Annotated in this window: 18 protein-coding genes and 1 tRNA gene; 4 read left to right on the top strand and 15 right to left on the bottom strand. The window is 64.4% G+C overall.

The window, feature by feature from the left end; all coding sequences use genetic code 11:
* Window positions 1–250: 250 nt before the first annotated feature.
* From P6U27_RS01390 to P6U27_RS01380, 3 genes are all read right to left on the bottom strand, one after another.
* Window positions 251–1,417, bottom strand: a complete 1,167-nt coding sequence (locus P6U27_RS01390) for an IS110 family transposase (RefSeq protein ID WP_407119947.1) — start codon at window positions 1,415–1,417, stop codon at window positions 251–253.
* A gap of 101 nt (window positions 1,418–1,518) precedes the next feature.
* Entirely contained in the window at window positions 1,519–1,926 is a 408-nt protein-coding gene (locus P6U27_RS01385; RefSeq protein WP_129144309.1) for a thiol-disulfide oxidoreductase DCC family protein, read from the bottom strand.
* The gene (locus P6U27_RS01380) at window positions 1,926–2,837 is read right to left on the bottom strand and encodes an alpha/beta fold hydrolase (RefSeq protein ID WP_129144310.1); all 912 of its coding nucleotides are present in this window, start codon (window positions 2,835–2,837) and stop codon (window positions 1,926–1,928) included. The genes P6U27_RS01385 and P6U27_RS01380 overlap by 1 nt, the downstream gene beginning before the upstream one ends.
* Window positions 2,838–3,104: 267 nt before the next feature.
* Between P6U27_RS01380 and P6U27_RS01375 the strand changes: the two genes are divergently transcribed.
* Together P6U27_RS01375 and ppa are read left to right on the top strand one after the other, a co-directional pair.
* A complete protein-coding gene (locus P6U27_RS01375) occupies window positions 3,105–3,614 on the top strand; it encodes a GNAT family N-acetyltransferase (RefSeq protein WP_008136728.1) in 510 nt (169 codons plus the stop codon).
* Between the two features lie 178 nt (window positions 3,615–3,792).
* Window positions 3,793–4,332: an inorganic diphosphatase gene (gene ppa / locus P6U27_RS01370; RefSeq protein ID WP_122400331.1), complete on the top strand. Its 540-nt coding sequence runs from the start codon at window positions 3,793–3,795 to the stop codon at window positions 4,330–4,332.
* A gap of 63 nt (window positions 4,333–4,395) precedes the next feature.
* On the opposite strand, the gene P6U27_RS01365 is transcribed toward ppa, so the two are convergent.
* Genes P6U27_RS01365 through P6U27_RS01355 form a run of 3 tightly spaced genes read right to left on the bottom strand, consistent with a single transcriptional unit; the run spans window position 4,396 to window position 5,940 of the window.
* A complete protein-coding gene (locus P6U27_RS01365; protein WP_407193582.1) occupies window positions 4,396–5,280 on the bottom strand; it encodes a bifunctional methylenetetrahydrofolate dehydrogenase/methenyltetrahydrofolate cyclohydrolase in 885 nt (294 codons plus the stop codon).
* A gap of 9 nt (window positions 5,281–5,289) precedes the next feature.
* A complete protein-coding gene (locus P6U27_RS01360) occupies window positions 5,290–5,634 on the bottom strand; it encodes a DUF167 domain-containing protein (RefSeq protein ID WP_122400329.1) in 345 nt (114 codons plus the stop codon).
* Window positions 5,635–5,649: 15 nt separating this feature from the next.
* Window positions 5,650–5,940, bottom strand: a complete 291-nt coding sequence (locus tag P6U27_RS01355; protein WP_018645113.1) for a YggT family protein — start codon at window positions 5,938–5,940, stop codon at window positions 5,650–5,652.
* A 205-nt stretch (window positions 5,941–6,145) separates the two neighbouring features.
* Here P6U27_RS01355 and P6U27_RS01350 point away from each other — a divergent pair.
* Window positions 6,146–6,221 (top strand) — tRNA-Ala (locus P6U27_RS01350).
* Between the two features lie 105 nt (window positions 6,222–6,326).
* Here the strand turns inward: P6U27_RS01350 and P6U27_RS01345 are convergent.
* From P6U27_RS01345 to P6U27_RS01315, 7 genes are all read right to left on the bottom strand, one after another.
* A complete protein-coding gene (locus P6U27_RS01345; RefSeq protein WP_122400328.1) occupies window positions 6,327–7,139 on the bottom strand; it encodes an enoyl-CoA hydratase in 813 nt (270 codons plus the stop codon).
* Between the two features lie 163 nt (window positions 7,140–7,302).
* The gene (locus tag P6U27_RS01340) at window positions 7,303–8,097 is read right to left on the bottom strand and encodes a glutamine amidotransferase (protein WP_129144313.1); all 795 of its coding nucleotides are present in this window, start codon (window positions 8,095–8,097) and stop codon (window positions 7,303–7,305) included.
* A gap of 129 nt (window positions 8,098–8,226) precedes the next feature.
* Entirely contained in the window at window positions 8,227–9,006 is a 780-nt protein-coding gene (locus P6U27_RS01335) for an SDR family oxidoreductase (RefSeq protein WP_129144314.1), read from the bottom strand.
* Between the two features lie 222 nt (window positions 9,007–9,228).
* Entirely contained in the window at window positions 9,229–9,717 is a 489-nt protein-coding gene (locus P6U27_RS01330) for a TerB family tellurite resistance protein (RefSeq protein ID WP_129144315.1), read from the bottom strand.
* 245 nt (window positions 9,718–9,962) lie between these two features.
* On the bottom strand, window positions 9,963–11,372 hold the full coding sequence (locus tag P6U27_RS01325; RefSeq protein ID WP_129144316.1) for an adenylate/guanylate cyclase domain-containing protein: 1,410 nt from the start codon (window positions 11,370–11,372) through the stop codon (window positions 9,963–9,965).
* A gap of 51 nt (window positions 11,373–11,423) precedes the next feature.
* The gene (locus P6U27_RS01320) at window positions 11,424–12,794 is read right to left on the bottom strand and encodes a cytochrome P450 (RefSeq protein ID WP_407120436.1); all 1,371 of its coding nucleotides are present in this window, start codon (window positions 12,792–12,794) and stop codon (window positions 11,424–11,426) included.
* Between the two features lie 34 nt (window positions 12,795–12,828).
* Complete coding sequence (locus P6U27_RS01315) at window positions 12,829–14,202, bottom strand: hydrolase (protein ID WP_407193581.1); 1,374 nt, start codon at window positions 14,200–14,202, stop codon at window positions 12,829–12,831.
* A gap of 137 nt (window positions 14,203–14,339) precedes the next feature.
* On the opposite strand from P6U27_RS01315, the gene P6U27_RS01310 reads away from it, so the two are divergent.
* Entirely contained in the window at window positions 14,340–16,028 is a 1,689-nt protein-coding gene (locus P6U27_RS01310; protein WP_407120438.1) for an MFS transporter, read from the top strand.
* 91 nt (window positions 16,029–16,119) lie between these two features.
* On the opposite strand, the gene P6U27_RS01305 is transcribed toward P6U27_RS01310, so the two are convergent.
* Window positions 16,120–16,335, bottom strand: coding sequence for a cysteine rich repeat-containing protein (locus tag P6U27_RS01305; protein ID WP_122400320.1), 216 nt, complete (start codon window positions 16,333–16,335; stop codon window positions 16,120–16,122).
* Window positions 16,336–16,501: 166 nt separating this feature from the next.
* Window positions 16,502–16,795 (bottom strand): hypothetical protein, encoded by a 294-nt coding sequence (locus P6U27_RS01300; RefSeq protein ID WP_407120439.1) that lies wholly within the window; start codon window positions 16,793–16,795, stop codon window positions 16,502–16,504.
* Between the last annotated feature and the right edge of the window lie 158 nt (window positions 16,796–16,953).

Below are 16,953 nucleotides of genomic sequence, written 5' to 3'. Positions count from 1 at the left end.
TCCTTTTCGTCAGGCGATCCAAGGGTCGAGCCGGTTTTTGCAATCTGGTTTGCTTGCCAGATCAAACTCACATTCGGTCGCCGCGCGGCGGCGGCTGCACCAACATTCCGCTTGCGGCGGGCAGGCTCGAGAGGACGAGACCATTCTTCGTTACGGCGTTTGAAGCCATGCAATCCATCGGTTCGTCCACCCGGATCGGCCGAGGCTGATCAATCTCGGCGGATTGGCTTTGAGGCTGAGGAGCGTGGTGTCAGGCGGCGGCCTTTATCTCGGCTCCCTCGATCACCACGCCCGCGGTCACGTACTTCCAGAGGGCCACGAGCAGCTTGCGCGCGAGCGCCACGATCGCGCGCTTGCGGCCGCGTTGGCTGTGCACCTTGAACCACTGGGTCAAAGCCGATTGAGGCTGGTGGCGTACCCAGAGCCAGGCGAGCTGGATCATCGTGGTTCTCAGGCGCGGATTGCCAGCCTTCGACACGCCTTGCTCGCGCTCGATGCCGCCACTGCGCCATGGCGTGGCTGCAAGGCCGGCATAGGATGCAATCTGGCGGCGGTTGGCGAACTGCCGGTAAAAGGCCTCCGACCAGAGAACGGCCGTGAAGTTCGGGCCCAGGCTCTTCAGTTCGAGCAGCATTGCCACCGGGTTCGATACGGTCTTCTCCCCCGCCGCCTTGCTCGCGGCCAGCAACGCATCCTGCTCGCGCTCCACCGCCGTGATCTGGTCGAGCAGCAGTTCGAGCCGGTCGAGTTCGCGGCTGATCTGCGCCTTCAGATGCGCCAGCAAGGCGCGCCCGTCGCCCGTCCGCAAGGCCTCCAGCCGCTTCCGCCGGTCTCGCCGCAGCGGCGCGTAGTCGAAGATCCCTTGCGCGAACAGAAGACCCTTGATCCGGTTCACATGCTCGATCCGCTCCGCGATCAAGGTCTCTCGCTCGCGGCACAGCCTACGGCGGTCCTCCTCTGCCGGAGAGGGCGCAACGACCATGGCGCAGACCCGTACCTCGCCGCGCTTGTAGGCCAGCAGCGTCCGCAACAGCGTCTCGCCATCCAGCCGGTCCGTCTTGGCCCGCCGGCGCCGGCGCGGCGTCGCAATCGAGGCCGGATCGACTACGTGGCTCTCGATGCCTTCCTGCTGCAGGGCGCGGTGAAGCCAGAACCCGTCCAGCCCCGCCTCCTGGATCGCGATGATCGGATAGCTCTCACCCGTTCGCGCCTGCGCCTTGCGCTTCAGCTCCGCAAACAGCTTCAACAGTTCCGAAAGGTCGCCGGCCTTCATGCTGCGTTTGGACATCTTCTCGCCCTTGCAGGGCGACAGCGAAGTGACCAGCCATGTCGAACGGCTCAGTTCCAATGACACAAAAATTGCGCCAAACTGCGTGCGGATAGCGGCCAGTCCGTCGGAAGGATGATCGAGCAACATCGTCGTCTCCAGGTTGAATGGATTCAGCAACCCTCAGTCTGGCCTCAGACCTGGTCGCTATCCACTCCCCATGGAATCTTCGCTACGCTCGCAATGACGGGCTACTCAATCACCCGCGCTCGCAAATCGGCATCGGGCACGAAGCAGGCGTCGTACTTGCCGAAGATGCGATAGCGGTTGCGCGCGACGAGATTGTAGATCGGGTCCCGCAACGGCTTCGGCACGACGAATAATGCGCGTACCCAGCCCCAGCCGGGGAGCTGCGACAGCACCGTCAGCGCAGCATCCGACTTCATGAACGCCTCGCCCCCATGGATCACCGCATTGGTGTCGGGATCCTCCGGATCGATGCCGAACGTTCGCGCCAACCGCGTTCCATAATCCGACTGGATTGGCGTAAAGCGAAACCGCTTCGCCGTGTCGCGGGTCCCAACGAACCGCACCCAGCGCGAGCAGAAGATGCAGATGCCGTCGAACAGGATCACGTCATCGTCGGGCCATTTCTGCATCAGCGATTGCCCCATGGCTTCTGGATGGCCGTTGGCCCGCTCTGGTTCAGTGCGCGCGCGAGCTCACCGCTTGCGGCTTTGACGCCGGCTTCGGTTTCGATCATCCAGTGGCCCTCGCTGCCGACGGCCGGCAGTGAGCGAAACTCGACCTTTCCGCCGCTGCCGCGAAACGCACCGACGAGTTTCTGCGAAAATGCCGTGGCGAAATAGCTGTCATTGCTCGCAACTAGCCAAGTGACGGGAATGCGCGCCGCCCTGCCGAACTCCGCGGCGGCGGCAAGCAGCGTATGCGGCGCGCAGATTCGGTTCGGCTCATCATTGGCATGGCCACCGCGCCCCGGCGCAAAGGCGATGATCGCGGAGATCACCTTGGGATCGGCGTTGGCCAGCGCCAATGCACCCCATCCCCCGGCGGAATGGCCGATCACGATGGCGGCCTCCTTGCCGATGAAATCCTGCTTTTGCAGATAGGCCAGTGCACGCGAAATTGCGTTGGCCGTTGCGCGGCCCGAGCGTGCGTAGTCGGCCTCGTCGCAGCCGCCCTGATCCTCGATATAGCGGCCGCCGGTCGCACCATGCCCGGGCCGCTCCGGCGCCAGCACGGCAAAACCGCGCGCGACGAGGTAGGCGGCGAGCGGACGGTATTCCGGCTGCGGCATTTGCGCACGACGCAACGCGTTCTGCGTCGAGGCGTGCGCGATCACCGCGAGTCGGAACGGACCTGGGCCAGCGGGGCGAAACAGCAGGGCATGCGCAGCAAGGTGGGTATCCGGCGAGGGCACAAGCCACTCTTGCCGACGAAACGGTTCGCCCTCCTCCCCCGATGGGCCGAGCGTGGCCTGAGCACACAGAGGCGGCGCAGTCAGCAAAGCCAACAGAGGCAGGAGCGCAATGGTGTTGAGGAGCCGCATGAATTGCCGAGGGCGAATGCGAATAGTGACAGCCAGATTGGTAGGAACGAATCATTATCGGCCGACTTTCTGCGTTGCCACTGCCCTTCCCTGGTTGCCGTAACGTAGTTTCGTACCGACGCTTGGTCCTGCGATTGCCGTCTGAAATGTCGGCTTGTCCTCTTTCGGCACAGCATGGCCAAAATACTGATGCAGAAAGTCCACAGGTTAACCGATAATTAACGATAGGTCTTGCCGCCGGCGCGGCGACTTGGTTTGATCGCGTCCATGAGCACAACCCTGATCGAGGTCCGGCCGGCCAAAGCTGCAGATGCAACTGCGGTGGCATCGACCCATGACGAAGCCTGGCGTTCGGCCTATCAGGGCATCATTCCCGGCGCCGAGCTGGAGAAGCTGATCAATCGCCGCGGTCCGCAGTGGTGGGACAGTGCAATCCGCAAGGGCAGCCGCGTCAGTGTGCTGGTGTTCGGCGACAAGATCGCCGGCTATGCCAATTACGGCCGCAACCGCGCCCGCAGCCTGCATTTCGACGGAGAAATCTACGAGCTTTATCTGCGGCCCGAATTTCAGGGACTCGGCTTCGGCCGCCGGCTGTTCGCTGCCGCCCGCCGCGACCTGATGCAGAGCGGGCTGAAGAGCATGGTGGTGTGGGCGCTCTCGGACAATGACCCCGCGACCGAGTTCTACCGGGCGTTGGGAGGACGCATGGTGGCACGTTCGTCCGAGCGGTTCGGGCCGAAATCGCTCGACAAGGTTGCCTTCGCCTGGACCAATTGAGCTGCTGAAACCCTCCCGGCAGGGTTTCCCGTCCGTCGATACCCGTTGCCTCAAGAGCCGGTGGTCGCCGGATTCATTATTTCACAAAAACGCGATGGATCAGCGGGCCAAGCCCGCGTATGACAGCGCCAAAATCGCTGCCGGGCGCGATTTCACCTCGGCAATAACGGAGCCTTGAATGCGTATCGATGCGGTCTCGATCGGGAAAAACGTACCACACGACGTCAACGTCATCATCGAGGTCCCCGTGGGCGGCGAACCGATCAAGTACGAGATGGACAAGGAGGCCGGTACGCTGGTGGTCGACCGCTTCCTCTACACGCCGATGCGTTACCCCGGTAACTACGGCTTCATCCCGCATACGCTGTCGGACGACGGCGATCCTTGCGACGTCCTGATCATCAACACCCGCGGGATCATTCCCGGCGCCGTCATGAGCGTGCGCCCGGTCGGCGTGCTGTTCATGGAAGACGAAGCCGGCGGCGACGAGAAGATTTTGGCAGTGCCGTCATCGAAGCTGACTCAGCGCTACGACAAGGTGAAGAGCTATTCCGACTTGCCGGACATCACGCTGCAGCAGATCCAGCACTTCTTCGAGCACTACAAGGATCTCGAAAAGGGCAAGTGGGTGAAGATTTTGCGCTGGGGCGGCCCTGAGGAAGCGCACAAGCTGATCCTCGAAGGCATCGAGCGCGAGAAGAAGAAGAAGAAGGGTTGATGCTTCCGTGTCCCGGCTCGGCAGCGCATCGTTTCACGCTGCGTCCGGGGCATGAGAGTTCAACTACACCGCCGGCTTCGGCAGGCCGGCAATCGCACACGCTGCCCGCAGCGTATTCACCAGCAGACACGCCACCGTCATCTGGCCGACGCCGCCCGGCACCGGCGTGATGGCACCGGCGACGCCGAGCGCTTCCTGATAGGCGACGTCGCCGACGAGGCGCGTCTTGCCATCCTCCTTCGGAATCCGGGTAATGCCGATATCGATCACGGTGGCGCCCGGCTTCAGCCAGTCGCCGCGCACCATCTCCGCCTTGCCGACCGCGGCATAGACGAGGTCGGCGCGCTTCACGAGATCAGGCAGATCGCGCGAGCGCGAATGCGCGATCGTCACCGTGGCGTTCTCGTTCAGCAGCAATTGCACCAGCGGGCGGCCGACCAGGTTGGAGCGACCGAGGACGATGGCGTTCATGCCTTCGAGCGAGGCGTGCACGCTCTTGGTCAGGATGATGCAGCCGAGCGGCGTGCAGGGCGACAGCGCCTCAAAGCCGCCGGCGAGCCGGCCGGCATTGTTCGGATGTAGCCCGTCAACGTCCTTGGCGGGGTCGATCGCGTTGATGACGGCTTCGGTGTTCAGCCCCTTCGGCAGCGGCAGCTGCACCAGAATGCCGTGCACGGCGGGATCGCGGTTGAGCTTTGCGACCAGCGCCAGCAGATCTGCTTGCGAGACGTCGGCCGGCAGCTTGTGCTCGAACGAGGTCATCCCGGCCGCCTGGCTCTGGGTGCGCTTGGAGCGGACATAGACCTCGCTGGCGGGGTCGTTGCCGACCAGGACGACCGCAAGGCCCGGCACCAGATTGTGCTCGCGCTTGACCCGGGCGACCTCGTCGGCGACGCGGGCGCGGAGGTCCGCGGCGATGACTTTTCCATCGATGATCTCAGCGGTCATGTCAGTTCCTCAGTCTATCGAATGGGCCGACGTGAGCCGGCGCAAGGCTTCGCCGAGCCGTGTCGGATCGCCGTTGACCGCGATCTGCTTCAGCCGCGAGGTCGCCCCGGACAAAAGCTTGACGCTGGCCTTCGGTACGCCAAGCGATTTCGCCAGCAGCACCAGAACGGCCTTGTTGGCCTCGCCGCCATCGGCGATGGCGCGCACCCGCACCTTGAGCACGCTGCGGCCATCCGAGAGTTGCTCGATGCCGTCGATGTCGTCGCGGCCGCCGCGTGGCGTCACCCGCAGCGCGATGCTGATTCCTGCGGTCGAGTAACGCCAGGGTTCCCTTGAAGCTTCGTTCGCAACCAAGGCGCCCCAGCCCGCTCAGATCACGTTCGGGTAGATGTAGTACAGGATCACCCGCTCGATGAACATGATGATCAGGATCAGGATGATCGGCGAGATGTCGAGGCCGCCGAGGCTCGGCAGGAAATTGCGAATCGGCGCCAGCAGAGGCTCGGTGATCCGGTACAGGAACTCCGCTACCGCCGACACGAACTGGTTGCGGGTGTTCACCACGTTGAAGGCAATCAGCCAGGACAGGATTGCGGAGGCGATCAGCAGCCAGACGTAGAGGTCGAGCACGATGATGACGATGTCGAGAACGGCACGCATGGCTTTTGAGGCCTCTGGCTTTTGAAAACTCTGGCTACGGTCGGGATTGACGCCTGCTGCTAGATATCGGTTCCCTCCGGCCCAAACAAGGGAAGTTCAGGCGCGGAAATGGCTAAAACCGGGTTACACCCGTCCTTGACTTGACCTTGGCAGGGACTTAAATGGCGCCCGGTTGTCGGCCGCGTTCACCAGAGCGGCCAGCAAAGGGGCCATAGCTCAGCTGGGAGAGCGCGTCGTTCGCAATGACGAGGTCGGCGGTTCGATCCCGCCTGGCTCCACCAGCCTTCGCTGGCTTCGCCAGCTTCGGCTCGGCAAGCCCTTTCGTAGCGAAGGCTGCCGCGGCGCAGCCCGAAGGGCGAAGCCGGGCTTCATCCGCAAATCAGTCCCTACCTCCCCGTAAACCTCGGCGGCCGCTTCTCCATGAAGCTGGCTACACCCTCCCTGAAATCACTCCCGTTCAGCGCCACCATCATCTCGCGGTTGGCCTCGATCGTCGCCTCGGCAAGCGTCTGGAACGGCACCTCGTAGAGCTGGCGCTTGATCACGGCCATCGCGCTCGGCGAGACGAAATCGGCGAGGTCGCGCGCATAGGCGTAGGTCTCCTCGCGCAGCTTCTCGGGCGAGCAGAGCCGGTTGACCAGCCCGATCCGCAACGCTTCCTCGCTCGACACGCGCCGAGCTGAAAGCAACAGATCCAGCGCATTGGCGTGACCGACGATGCGCGGCAGCATCCAGCTGATGCCGTGCTCCGCAATCAGGCCGCGCCGAGCGAAGGCGGTGGTGAACACGGTATTGTCGGCAGCAAAGCGAAGATCGCAATAGAGCGCGTGGACGAGACCGATGCCGGCCGTGGCGCCATTCAGCATGGCAATGACGGGCTTCTTGATCGAGGGGTAATAGCCGTAGCGCGTCTGCCAATCCGGCCGGCGGTTCATGTCGAACGGCGGCAGGTTCGAAGCACGCCTGACGTCGTCGGGATCGAGCCCCTTCAGCGCATCCATGTCGGCGCCGGCGCAGAAGGCGCGGCCCGCGCCGGTGAGGATGATGACTCGGACATTGTCGTCGGCGTTTGACGCTTCCATCGCGTGGCGCACGTCGCGCTCCATGATCGGCGTCCACGCGTTCATGCGATCGGGGCGGTTGAGCGTGATGGTGGCGATCTTGTCGCTCACCTCATAGAGAATGTGTTCATAGGCCATGACGCTCTCCCTGGTTTGCCGGCGCGATCTCGCGCGCGCTCGTTGGCGGCGAACCTAGCATATCCAAGGAAGCGGCAGGGACTTGCGCCAAGGACTTGCGCCAAGGACCTGCGCCAAGGACCTGCGCCAAGGACCTGCGCCAAGGACCTGCGCGAAGTCGCGATCACTCGGCGGCTTGCGCCAGCACCGGCCGGCGCGCCAGCCAGCCGTTGATGAAGTGATCGAGCCAGGCGCGCTCCGCGACATCGTAGACGGCTCGATCCGCGAAGTGATGATGCCGTTGCCGCGCACCGGGCGCGCTGAAACCGTCATAGCCGCGCGTGGTCCAGCGATGCATCATCGCGTAGGTCACATCGGGATGAAACTGCACGCCGAAGGCATTCCCGGCACGGAACGCCTGCACCGGAAAATCATCGCCTTCGGCGAGCAGCTCGGTGCCGGCCGGCAGCTCAAAGCCCTCGCGATGCCAGTGATAGACCTGTGCCGGCCAATGAGGGCAGAGCGCATGGCCAGCAGCGGTCGGCCTGATCGGGTAATAGCCGATCTGGGTCAGCGCCTGCGCATGCGGCGCGACACGGGCCCCCAGCTGCATCGCCAACATCTGCGCACCCAAGCAGATGCCGAGGAACGGCCGCTGCTCGCGAAGCGGAATTTCGATCCAGTCGATCTCGCGGCGGATGTAGTCGTCGGGATCGTTGGCACTCATCGGGCCGCCGAAGATCACGGCACCGGCATGCTGATCGAGCGTCTCGGGCAAGGGATCGCCGAAGCGTGGACGGCGGATGTCGAGGCGATGGCCGAGCGCGCGCAGCACATTGCCGACGCGGCCCGGTGTCGAGCATTCCTGATGCAGGACGATCAGAATCGGCAGCCGGGTTTCAGCGGCGGCGGCGCTCGGCGCCCTCCGTGGGAAGGGCACCACATCTGCGCCACCAAACCTGTCCGTCCGGAATGACATGGCCTCTGCGAGTGCTATCGGTTCAGACCGCCAGCTTAGCTAAGCGATGGTTAACATCGTGTGAGTTTGCGCACACACGCCCCGATCTTGAAGCAAGCTCCGGGCCACTACGGATGCACCGGGCGTTCTTCAGCGCCGCTGCCTCTGGAACCGGCTGGTGGCTGCCAGGATGAAGCCGCGCGGGAAGAAGCGGAGCGCGAACGGCACAATCTTGATGCCGAGACCCGGCAGCACTGCCCGTTTGTTGGCCATCAGGCCACGATACGCCTCCCGTGCAACTTCGGCGGCAGAGACGTTGAGAACGGCCGTATCATGTTGCGATCCGACGCCGGCGCGGGCCTGGAATTCGGTGGGCACCGGACCCGGGCAAAGCACGGTGACGCGGACGCCGCGCGGTGCAAGCTCCGCCCGCATCGCTTCGGTGAAGGAAATCACATAGGCCTTGGACGCGTAGTAGACGGCCATGCCGGGCCCGGGCAGGAAGCCGGCGACGGATCCGACGTTGAGAAGACCGCCCTTGTTCCTGACGAGCTGATCGGCAAAGCGCAGCGACAGATCCGTCAGGGCCCGGACGTTGACGTCGACGATGCCGAGCTGCTCGCTGCGATCGCGTTCGGTCGCATCGCCGAACACGCCGAAGCCCGCATTGTTGACGAGATGATCGAGCTCGACACCTTCGGCCGCAAGCGCTGCCGCGATCGTCGCGCCGGCGTCCCTGTCCTCGAGATCACAGGCGATCACGATCGGCTTCTTGCCGCACTTGGCGGCCAGCTCAGTGGCGAGCGCCTCCAGACGGTCTGCCCGTCTCGCGGTCAATGCGAGGCGATGTCCATTGGACGCAAACACACGCGCCAGCTCCATCCCGATGCCCGCCGAGGCACCAGTAATCAGCGTCACCCGCTCAACCACGATCGAAGTCTCTTGAAAGCAACTTTTTTGGCCCCGCAACGGGGGAACGAGAGCATAGGCCGAACGCAACAGGCAAGCGGCGCTGACAGCATGGCCGCTTGAGCAGAACGACAGGCAGTGCTGAAAGACCGTGGATTTACAGGCGAATTCGGCGCGGGCGGCGAATAAATTAAAGTTTCGTCATGTATGCGCGCACGCGGCGCTTCGTCGAGTCCAGCGCCGTCAGCCGCCGACGGCACCGTCCTTGATTTGGCCGCCGACACGCTCTGCGACTGCGTGCTTCAGCTCGATCCGGTCGCGCTGGGAAATCCCGAGCAGGTCGGAAGCACGCCAGACGACATTGTCCTCGAATTCGCTGACCTGGCCGTCGGCATAGACCAGCTCCCACATCATCTGCACGATGCGCTTGCGGCCCTCTTCGTCCAGCGAGCGCATGATGACGCTGGTGAAGTGATAGAGGTCCACCGCCTCGCCCTCGACCTCCGTCGCATCGGCGATCAGGCGATCCGCGGTGCCGCGATCGAGGCCGAAATGGCTTTCGATCAGGCTGTGCAGCTTGCGCTTCTCGGCTGCACTCGGCTGACCGTCCAGCGAGACCACATGGACCAGCAGGGCGGTCGCCGCCAGCCGATAATCGCTGTCGCCGAATGCGCGGTCCTGAGCTTGGGGACCGACAATGTCGGCGATGAACTGGCGCAAGCCGTCGAGCATGAGGTCCTACCGAGATCAATGACGCCGCGAGGGGTGCGGCCGATACCAGCATTATATGAGCGGGAAACTCAACCGGCGCAACGTGCGTCAGTTCCGCGCGCTGCATTACGTTTCAGCAATCCGGAGCGCGGCTCGCGGTCATGTCCGGGCTTGTCCGGACATGACGACGGTGGCTGGGATACGCACCTGCCTCGACACCGTCATTACTTGTGCATGAATGACGGCGCTGCGGCCGCCGCACTCCCTCACGGTATCTCGTACACCACCATCTTGTCGGCGATGCCGCGGAGCGCAGCCTGCTTCTGGATCGGCTTGATCGCGCGCCGCTCCAGCAGCTCGGCGACCGCCGGCGCATCCGCCACCGGCCCGGTGATGTGGATCTCCTGCGCGGTCGACAGGCTCTGCACGCGAGCCGCGATGTTGACCGTCTGGCCGAAATAATCCTGGCGCTCGTTGAGCGTCACCGCGAGGCAGGGACCTTCATGGATGCCGATCTTGAGAATGAGATCGTTGGCGCCGCGCTGCCTGTTCAATTCGTCCATGGCTGCGCGCATGCGCAGTCCGGCGGTGATGGCGTGCTCAGGTCTGACGAAGGTCGCCATGACGGCATCACCGATCGTCTTCACAACTGCACCCTTCTCGGCAGCGATGATCTCCAGGAGCGCACGAAAATGCGCGCGCACAAGATCGAAAGCACTGAGGTCGCCGACGCGCTCGTACAGGGCCGTCGATCCCTTCAGGTCGGTGAACAGGAAGGTCAACGATGTGATCTTCAATCGCTGGTCGACGTTGAGATTGTCGGCCTTGAAAACATCGCGGAACGTCTGATTGGACAGCATCCGCTTGGCGGTCAGAATTGGTTTGCGCTTGCCGATCATCTCATGCAGCGCGTCGGCAGCAATCCAGACCGAGGGCAACACGCGACCGCCCGATTGATTCTCGAGCGTAAGGCGCAACGGCCCGGGGCGCATCACCGTGGTCCCCGTAGGCGCCTCCAGCCTGTTGAACATGATCGAAAGCTGCTGGCGTTCGCTCGTCGGCTCACCCCGGACGTCGAGGAAATGCGCCGAATGAGTGACCGGCTCGAACACGATGATGAATTGGCTGGGCAGGGTCAGCGAGAGGATTGCCTTCTCGCCGGCAGGCAATTCGAGTGCCTCGAGCGTCACCTCGTTGATCAGGCGCGCAAAGGTTTCATCGTTGATGTCGACGCCTGAACTCCAGAACATCTGCCGGACATATTCCCAGATCGGCAGCGTGTCGGGATCATGAGCACCGATGCGGCGAACCCGCGGACTGACGGTGAAGGCCACCTCGACCATCTCATCGACAGATGCCTCGTATCCGGCTGCACAGAGCGCGCAGTTGTAGTCTTCGTGCTTCAACGATTTCAGCGTTGCGTGTGCGCCCAGGACCCCTCCGCAGCCAGGACACAGCACGTTCCAGCTCATGTCGAACAGGCCAAGCCGCGAGGCATGCAGGAATCCGGAAATGACCTTCTCCTGGTCGAGCCCGGTGCGATCGGCAAAATCCAGCACATTGATGCGGTTAAGGTCGCGATCTTGACCCTGGGCGATCAGCTGCGCGATCGCATCGACAACCTTCGGATCGGCGGTCTGCTTCAGAACGGAAAACTGGGCCTGGATGTCGCTCATGGCAGGGGCTCTATCTAGGATGAATCACGCCGTCGGCCGGACGAGCGCCTGTCACCGACGCGTGATGCGGAACATGGGCGAATGGTCCGGCTGGGTGGTGACGACGCCTTGCGGAATCACGGGAACAGCCTGATCGGCGAGCTCGACGCGGAAGGCGCCGATCAACCGGGCCAGGGCCAGCACGGATTCGGCTTGCGCGAACGGCGCGCCGATGCAGACGCGCGGACCTGCGCCGAACGGCAGATAGGCGAAGCGGTCCGGCGCCTCTTTCGACATGAAGCGCTTTGGAATGAACGCGTTCGGCTGATCCCACAGCTTCTCGTGCCGATGCAGCAACCAGGGCGCGATCATGATGATGTCGCCCTTGCCGATCTCGACGCCCGCGGCATTGTCCCTCTCGCGCGCGGCTCGCGCGACCAGGAAGGCGGGCGGATAGAGCCGCATGGTCTCGTCGATCACGGCGCGGGTGAATTTCTGGCGATCGATGTCGGCGATACTGTCGAGATGCTCGCCGCTTGTCTCGGACGCGAGCTCTTCCTGCGTCTCCGGATCGAGCGCGAGCAGATAGAGCGCCCAGAACAGCGCCGTCGCCGTGGTCTCGTGACCCGCCAGGATCATGGTCGCGACCTCGTCGACGAGCTGCTCGTCCGAGAAGCCCTTGCCCGTTTCGGGATCGCGCGCCTCGTCCATGAGATCGAACAGGTCGCGCGGCGGCGCGCCATCCTTCTTGCCGGCCGCGCGACGTTCGGCGATCAGCATGGCAACGAACTCGGTCCAGCGCTTGCGGAAACGGGCGCGCGCAAGATCCATCGGGCTCGGCCAGGAAACCGGTAGTACCATGTCGAGGAAATAGGGACGTCCCAACCGCGCGGCATATTCCATGATGAAGTTGCGCAGGGTCGCGCCGTGCCGGTCCATGCCGAACGAGAACATCGTGCGCCCGGCGATCTCGAGGGTCATGCGCTGCATGACCTCGCGCAGGTCGACGTCTTCGCCCGCGCGCTCATCGAGCTTTGCGATGGTCTCGTCGAGCACCGCCGTCATGTGCGGGACGAGATTTGCGGTGGCGCGCGGGGTGAAGGCTGGCGCGAGGGTGCGGCGCTGAAAGGTCCAGGAATGACCTTCCGCGATCAGGAGGCCGTCGCCGAGCACGGGGCGCAGCATGCGGATGCCTGCCGGCGTGCGCGTGTAATTCTCGTAATTGCTGAGCAGGACGTGCCGGATCGCATCCGGCTGGTTCAGGATAAAACTGTTGCGGAAGAAGAAGCGGCCCGGGATGACGTCTTCCTCATAGGCGCGCTGCCCCCAGGTCGCGATCATGTTCTGCCGGATCACCGCGAGACGGCCGAAGAACGACATGTCGTCGGGCGCACGCGGGGGAGCGGGAGGGATGATGGGCCGACGCACGCTGGCGATATTCATGGCTCTCTCCCGCGGATGTGACGCAGGCTAATAGCTAGTAAGTCAGCTCGGCAATCGCAATCCGGTTCTCGGCGGCAGGCCAGGTGCGGGCCACGATCCGCTCTTCGCCGAATTGAGCCACGATGTTACGTCCGACCTCGCTGGCCGGAAGCCGCAGTGTTGCTGTCGCATCCGTGGGCACGCCCGGCTTGACGTCGGCCGGCTCCCTGCCGTCGAACAGCACCACGTCCCGCGGCAGTCCGAAATAGCCGCGCGGACGCGACATGATCACGACCGCGCCGGCATCCTTGTCGGCCGGTCCGATCGGGCGCGCGGGCCGGAGGTGCACGACGTCGGACGAGCGCGGGAAGGGCGAGCGGTAGATTTGCGTGATCGGCGCATCCGGCGCCGCCAGCACGAATTCGAGCGACCAGGACGGCTCGACCTGCGCCGGCCCCCAGCGGCCGTCAGCGCCGGTCTTCGTGCTGTGCACGGCACTGCCCATGCGCTCGCCGGTTTCGGGATCGACACGGAAGATATCGACGGTTGCACCCGCCACCGGGCGATTGGTCGATACGCCGCCGGGCGTGCCCGTGACCAGGCCGCTCAGCCTCACATTCGTCTCCGGCACAATCGCGATGCGCGCGGGCTCACGCCCGGCGATGAACTTGTAGATCTCCCGGAACGCGCGCGGGTGGAACGCGACCTCGCGATGGTCGAGCGCGCCGAGCACGAGGTTGGTGGCGCCCCTCAGCTCGGGCCCCTCGGCGTTGACATTGGTCGGTGTGCCAGGCTTGCCGATGAAGCGGCCGTCGGGTTGCGCATATTTGTCCAGACCGTCGCTGCGCAACGTGAGGAAGGCAACCCCCGGCGTCACCTCGCTCTCGCCTTCGTTCAGGCTGCGCAGGAACGTGCCGCGGCCGTTGAACTCGTTGTTCGGCTGGTCGTCGGTCGCGAACACGCCGTGATTGGGCGTGCCGCACAGCACGGCGTGGCTGACATCGCCGGCACCGCCATTCTTGATGACGTTGCGAATGGCATAGCCGCCGCGCGAGCTGCCGACCAGCGCCACGCGCGCCGCACCGGTCCGGCGCTTCAGCTCGGCGATGGCAGCGGCCAGCTCGCGGCGCTGGTCCTCGGTCGAGGAACGCCCCGCCTGCTCGAGCTTGTCGTCGCTGCGCGCCAGGGGATCGGTGAAATTGATCGCCATCATGCGCTCGCGCGCGACGCCATTGGATTCCATCCGCCAGAGCGTCGTCATCCAGAGCGCGTCATAGTCCCCATTGCCGTGAACGAACAGGATCGGCGGCACGTCCGTGTTCGGCGTGGCCCCTGGTGCGGTCTGCGCGATCGCAGCCGTCCGCAAGCTCGCAACTGCGAAAGGCAAGCTGCCAACGCCCTGCAAAATCGTCCGTCGTGACAGCTTCATCTGTTCCTCCCCGGCAAACCGCCTCTTTGCACCGCTTATAGCGGCCTAAACACTGGACAGCGAAGGACTTTCGCGGGCATCACTGAATTTGCCGGAATCGCCTGGGACCATTTCTGCAAGACCGTTTGGAAGGGGATATGACCGAGCAGACGAACCGCCAGAAAAGTGGCGCCGACGGCATTGCCGCACCCCTGCGGTACACCGTGTTTCGGCGGATCTGGCTCGCCAGCCTGCTCTCCAATCTTGGCCTCCTGATCCAGGGCGTGGGCGCGGCCTGGGCGATGACGCAGATGGCGGCCTCGGCAGACAAGGTGGCCCTGGTGCAAACCGCCCTGATGCTGCCGATCATGCTGATCTCGATGCCGGCTGGCGCCATCGCCGACATGTATGACCGCCGCATCGTCAGCGTGATTTCACTGTCGATCGCGCTGATCGGCGCAACGGCCCTGACGATCTTGGCCGGCCTCAAGCTCATCACCCCGGAAACGCTGCTCGCCTTCTGCTTCGTCGTCGGCAGCGGCAACGCGCTGTTCGGCCCGGCCTGGCAATCCTCGGTCAGCGAGCAGGTGCCGCCCGATGCACTGCCTTCGGCAGTCGCGCTGAACGGTATCAGCTACAACATCGCGCGCAGCTTCGGTCCGGCGGTCGGCGGCGTCATCGTCGCTGCGCTCGGCGCGGTCGCCGCGTTCGCCTGCAATGCGATCCTCTATCTGCCGCTTCTGGTGGTGCTGCTGCTCTGGCGCCGCAGCACCGAGCCTTCGCGCCTGCCGCGGGAAAAGCTCAACCGCGCCATGGTCTCGGGCGTGCGCTACATCACCAATTCGCCGCCGATCAAGATCGTGCTGTTGCGCACGCTGGTGATGGGCCTGATCGGCGGCGCGGTGATGGCGCTGATGCCGCTGGTCGCGCGTGACCTGCTGCGTGGCGGCGCGCAGACCTACGGCATCATGCTGGGTGCCTTCGGCATGGGCGCGGTGATCGGCGCGCTCAACATCCACGAATTGCGCAAGCGCATGAGCGGCGAGGCCGCGATCCGCGCCTGCACCATCTCGATGGCTTTCGCGATGGCCGCCCTGGCCCTGAGCACGGAGCCGGTGCTGACGGCGACCGCGCTGGTCTTGGCCGGCGCGGTCTGGATGGCTGCGATCGCGCTGTTCAACATCGGCGTGCAGCTCTCGGCGCCGCGCTGGGTCGCGGGCCGCTCGCTGGCGGCGTTCCAGGCGTCGATTTCCGGTGGCATCGCCATCGGCGCCTGGGGCTGGGGCCATCTCACCGACTATGCCGGCGTCGAGATCGCATTGCTGACGGCGGCAGGCCTGATGCTGATCTCGCCGCTGCTCGGCATTCGGCTGGCGATGCCGCGCGTCGGCGCGCGCAACGAGGATGCAGAGGTGCTGGCCGATCCCGAGGTGAAGCTGTCGCTGACCGGGCGTAGCGGGCCGCTGGTGGTCGAGATCGAATACCGCGTCGCGCAAGAGAACGCGCGCGCGTTCCACAACGTGATGCAGGACGTGCAGCTCTCCCGCCAGCGCAACGGCGCCTATGGCTGGTCGATCGCCCGCGACATCGCCGATCCCGAACTGTGGACCGAGCGCTATCATTGCCCGACCTGGTTCGATTACCTGCGCCAGCGCAACCGCTCGACCCAGTCCGAACGCGCGCTGCATCAGCAGGCGATCGATTTCCACATCGGTCCCGAGCCGGTTCGGATCCGCCGCATGCTGGAGCGCCCATTCGGTTCGGTGCGCTGGAAGGACGAGACGCCGGACCGGGCGAATAGCGAGGTGCTACCGGTAGTCGCGACCGCGGCAGGGAGCGGCACGTAGCTTCTTTCGGCCCGTAGCCCGCATGAGCGAAGCGACATGCGGGGCCAAGCGTTCCCGGATTTCGCTGCGCTCATCCGTGCTACAGAAATCGTTACTGCCCGTGTTCCGTCAGCACCTTGTCACAGGCCTTGCTCAGGCGCGTGCGGTTCTGCTTCAGGCAGGCGAGCACGGCGCCATCACCATTGTTCATCACGGCGCGGCAGAAGCGCGAGACGTCGCGCGCGCAGGCATCGTGGCCGGGCTGCTGTTGTGCGGATGCAGCCGATGCGCACAGCAGAAAAGGGATGATGAAAAGAAATCTGGCCATCGCGTAATGCCTCGTAGCGCAAAAGAATGTGCGGGCGAAGCTAGTGCGACGATACCGGGGCTGCAACGGCTTTGTTGACTGGCTGCAAGGCGCCGCCGCATGGCCCCGGCTTCATGCCGGGACACATCGCAAGGGGAGCTGACCAGCGCAATGATCGCCGCGTTGCTTACTGCTTGTCCTGGGCGTCAGCGATCTTGCGCGAGGCGCCCTTGGCGAGATCCTTGTCCATCACCGCGCGGCAGCCGGCGCTTAAGTCAGAGCGGTGCTTGACCATGCAGGCCGTGATCTTCGGGATGTTGGGGATCTCCGCCGAGCAGAGGCGGAAGGCATCGCCAGTGCACATCTGCTGCGCCTCGGCCGAGAACGCGAAGCTCGAGTTCGTCGAGATGATCGAGACGATGGCGGCAAAGCCCAAGGCCAGGCTGGCGTCACGGATCTTGCTGGTAAACGACTTGGTCATTTGAAGCTCCCATTGGCACCGCCACAAGCGGCCCCGTTATCGATGGGAGCTACGATGATCCGGGAAATCCGTTTCCACTGTGATGACGCTCACGGGAGGCCGATCCTCTGTGATCCCGGTCACTTTGGCGCACCCCGCTGAAATTCCTCCACGACCGC

Origin of the sequence: Bradyrhizobium sp. STM 3566 (assembly GCF_045571445.1) — a bacterium.
GTDB lineage: Bacteria > Pseudomonadota > Alphaproteobacteria > Rhizobiales > Xanthobacteraceae > Bradyrhizobium > Bradyrhizobium vignae.
This window is presented reverse-complemented; position numbering and strand designations above follow the sequence as displayed.